This window comes from Rhodococcus chondri (assembly GCF_036327435.1).
Lineage (GTDB): Bacteria > Actinomycetota > Actinomycetes > Mycobacteriales > Mycobacteriaceae > Rhodococcus > Rhodococcus chondri.
The window spans coordinates 1-3,262 of sequence record NZ_JAUZMZ010000296.1; the positions used below are offsets into that span (position 1 = coordinate 1).

At 67.2% G+C, this 3,262-nt stretch carries 5 protein-coding genes; 4 read left to right on the forward strand and 1 reads right to left on the reverse strand.

Annotation, left to right across the window (positions count from 1 at the left end; translation table 11 throughout):
* On the forward strand, positions 1-634 hold a 634-nt coding region (locus tag Q8814_RS25220; RefSeq protein ID WP_456239122.1), incomplete at its 5' end, for a TSCPD domain-containing protein.
* Positions 635-661: 27 nt separating this feature from the next.
* The gene (locus Q8814_RS25225; protein ID WP_330154691.1) at positions 662-1,093 is read left to right on the forward strand and encodes a hypothetical protein; all 432 of its coding nucleotides are present in this window, start codon (positions 662-664) and stop codon (positions 1,091-1,093) included.
* Positions 1,094-1,102: 9 nt separating this feature from the next.
* Here the strand turns inward: Q8814_RS25225 and Q8814_RS25230 are convergent, their stop codons facing one another.
* Complete coding sequence (locus Q8814_RS25230; RefSeq protein ID WP_330154692.1) at positions 1,103-1,477, reverse strand: VOC family protein; 375 nt, start codon at positions 1,475-1,477, stop codon at positions 1,103-1,105.
* Between the two features lie 92 nt (positions 1,478-1,569).
* On the opposite strand from Q8814_RS25230, the gene Q8814_RS25235 reads away from it, so the two are divergent.
* Together Q8814_RS25235 and Q8814_RS25240 are read left to right on the forward strand one after the other, a co-directional pair.
* The gene (locus Q8814_RS25235) at positions 1,570-1,950 is read left to right on the forward strand and encodes a nuclear transport factor 2 family protein (protein ID WP_330154693.1); all 381 of its coding nucleotides are present in this window, start codon (positions 1,570-1,572) and stop codon (positions 1,948-1,950) included.
* 91 nt (positions 1,951-2,041) lie between these two features.
* Positions 2,042-3,139: a CaiB/BaiF CoA transferase family protein gene (locus tag Q8814_RS25240; protein WP_330154694.1), complete on the forward strand. Its 1,098-nt coding sequence runs from the start codon at positions 2,042-2,044 to the stop codon at positions 3,137-3,139.
* Positions 3,140-3,262: the final 123 nt, after the last annotated feature.

Below are 3,262 nucleotides of genomic sequence, written 5' to 3' on the forward strand. Positions count from 1 at the left end.
CCCGCGGGTGGGCACCGCGCCGGCAGACGGCGCTGTCGCGCCGCGGCGCGCACGCCTGCCCCGCACCCGCAATTCGCGCACGTTCGAGTTCCGGGTGGTCGACTGCAAGGGCTTCGTCACCATCGGTGAGTACGACGACGGTCGCCCCGGGGAGATGTTCCTGCGGGTGTCGAAGCAGGGGTCGACGCTCGCCGGGATCATGGACGCATTCTCGATGTCGGTGAGTTACGGACTGCAGTACGGGGTTCCGCTGCGCACGTTCGTGCGCGCATTCACCAGCACCCGATTCGAACCGGCGGGCATCACGGACGACCCCGATCTCCGGATCGCCACCTCGATCCTCGACTACATCTTCCGGCGGCTCGCGGTGGACTATCTGGGTGTCGACGAGCGCACCGAACTGGGCATCCTCACCAGCGCCGAACGTACCGTTCCGGATTCCCCTGCCCTGGCGCCGTACACGAGCGCGCCGGCGGTGGAGACCCGGGATCCGGCGGCGGCTCCCGGCCGCGCCCCCGCGACTTCACCCGCCAACCCGGACGCCCCGTACTGCATGCAATGCGGGGTGCGGATGCAGCGGGCCGGCTCGTGTCACGCCTGCCCGTCGTGTGGAAATACCAGCGGCTGCAGTTGATCCGCACCCATACCCCATACTGGCCCGATGGATGTGGGGTTCGATACCGAATTGGCGCTTCTCGCCGCGGGTCTGATCTTCCTGCTCGCCCTCGGCCTGGGTGTGTGGAAGTACCGGCAGATGGTGACGTCGGAAACCCACCTCGCCCACCCGTACGTCGACATCGCGCACCGGTCGGCACTGATGTACGCGTTCGCGACGCTCCTCGTCGCGGTGTTCGTCGAACTCAGCGCGTGGCCGACCGCGGTGAACCTGACGGCCGCCGCCGTGGTGGTGATGTTCTTCGTCGGCGCGATCGCGAGTTACATCCTGCACGGGGCACTCCGCGACACCACCAACCAGTTCACCCACCCCACGCGGGGCCTGCGTGCCGCGATGGTGGCGCTCATCGTCGGGGAGATGGGCGGATTCGGGGTGCTGCTCGCCGGTTTCGTGTGGGGCGGTTCGTTCGGCGCCTGAGCGGGCGGGTCAGCCCTCCATCAGGGAGAGCACGTTGCCGTGCGGGTCGCGGAACCATGCCACCCGGATCCCGTCGGGTGCCTGCCACGCATCGTGCTCGTCCTGATCCATGCCGTTGTAGCGGATGAAGTCGACACCCTTCTCACGCATGCGGGCGACGGTTTCGTTGAGGTCGAGCACTCGCCAGCCCAGCGCGGTGTATCCCGTTTCGCCGCGGGACTGCACGAGGGTGACCCGGATGGGTGCACCGTCCCCGCCGTCGAGCACCAGCGCGAACGGGTCGCGGCTCAGTTTCCGGAAGCCGAGGGTGTCGACGTAGAACATCTCCGAGACATCGAGGTCGGTGCTGGGAACGAAACTCACAAGGCGCCCGCTGATCATCATGCCGTCCACTGTGCGCCGCGCGCGCAGGTCCGGCAACCGATTCGGCACATTCGCCCGTCCCGTCCGACGCCGGTATGACTAGCATTCCGGGCATGAGCACCTCAGAGATCGCTACCGTCCTGGCCTGGCACGACGCCGTCAACAGCAACGACATCGACACGCTGGTCGAACTCTCCAGCGACGACATCGTGCTGCCCACCGATGACGACGACCCAGACCAAGGACTCGACGAGTTGCGGGAGTGGGCGACCTCCGCGGGAGTGACGTTCGAGCCGGGGCGCATGTTCGTGCACAGCGGCATCGTGGTGGTCGAGGAGCGCTCCACGTGGGCGTCCGATCCGAACACTCCGATCGAGGAGGCCATCGCGTTTCGTGTCGTCGACGATCAGGTGGTCACCGTGGTGCGGCATCCGAACCTCGAGGACGCGTTCGACGCGACCGGGCTGAGCGAGGCGGACCTCTACGAGGAGTGAGCGAGAGACCGTGACCACGCTCATATTCTGAACGCTCGCTAAGGTACTGTCCGTGGCGACAGTTCCTACGCAACGGAGTGAGGTTCGACGAGTGTCCGCTGAAGCTGTTGAGAAGAAGGGTCCCCTCGCGGGGATCCGCGTCGTCGAGTTCAAGGGCCTGGGCCCCGGCCCGCACGCCGCGACCCTGCTCGCCGACCTCGGCGCCGACGTCGTCATCGTGCAGCGTCCCGGCGAGATCCCGCCTGCGGGGCATCGTGATCCGATCCAGCGCAACCGCCGCATCGTCGAGGCCAACCTGAAGGATCCCGCCGACATCGAGAAGGTTTTGAACCTCCTCGAGCGCGCCGACGTGCTCATCGAGGGCTTCCGACCCGGCGTCACCGAGCGCCTCGGTCTGGGTCCCGACGCGGTGCTGGCCCGCAACCCTCGGGTGGTCTACGGCCGCATGACGGGCTGGGGTCAGGAAGGCCCGCTCGCCAGCGTGGCCGGCCACGACATCAACTACATCTCCCTCACCGGTGTGCTGCACGCGATCGGTCGCCAGGGTGAGCGTCCGGTGCCGCCGCTCAACATGGTCGGGGACTTCGGCGGCGGTTCGATGTTCCTGATCTTCGGTATCCTCGCGGCACTCGTCGAGCGGCAGACCTCCGGCAAGGGCCAGGTCGTCGACGCGGCGATGGTCGACGGCACCGTTGCCCTCTCGCACATGATGTGGGCGTTCCGTGGGCGCGGCGCCTGGTCGGACGAGCGCGGCGTGAACATGCTCGACACCGGCGCGCCGTACTACGACACGTACGAGACCCAGGACGGCAAGTACGTGGCCGTCGGGTCGATCGAGCCGCAGTTCTACGCACTGCTGCTGAGGGGACTCGACCTCGATCCCGCCGATCTGCCGGACCAGAACGACCGGTCGGCGTGGCCCGAGATGAAGAAGCTCTTCACCGAGAAGTTCCTGTCGAAGACCCGCGACGAGTGGTCGGAGATCTTCCTCGGCACCGACGCGTGCGTGTCGCCGGTGCTCACCTTCGCCGAGGCCCCGAACAACGAGCACCTCGCCGCGCGCGGTTCGCTGATCGAGCTCGACGGAATCACCCAGCACGCACCGGCACCGCGGTTCTCCCGCACTCCCGCGGGCGAGCCGGCACCGCCGGCGGGCGAGGCCACCGACATCGCATCCCTCTGGACCTAGCCTGGAAAATTCGTGGTTGTTCACCGATCCGAGCATGTAGATAAGCGAAAGCGCCTGTCCTGCAGGGCATAATGGGACTTCTCTAGGGTTCCATCACGCAGGCGGGAAGGCACTTCGCAGGTG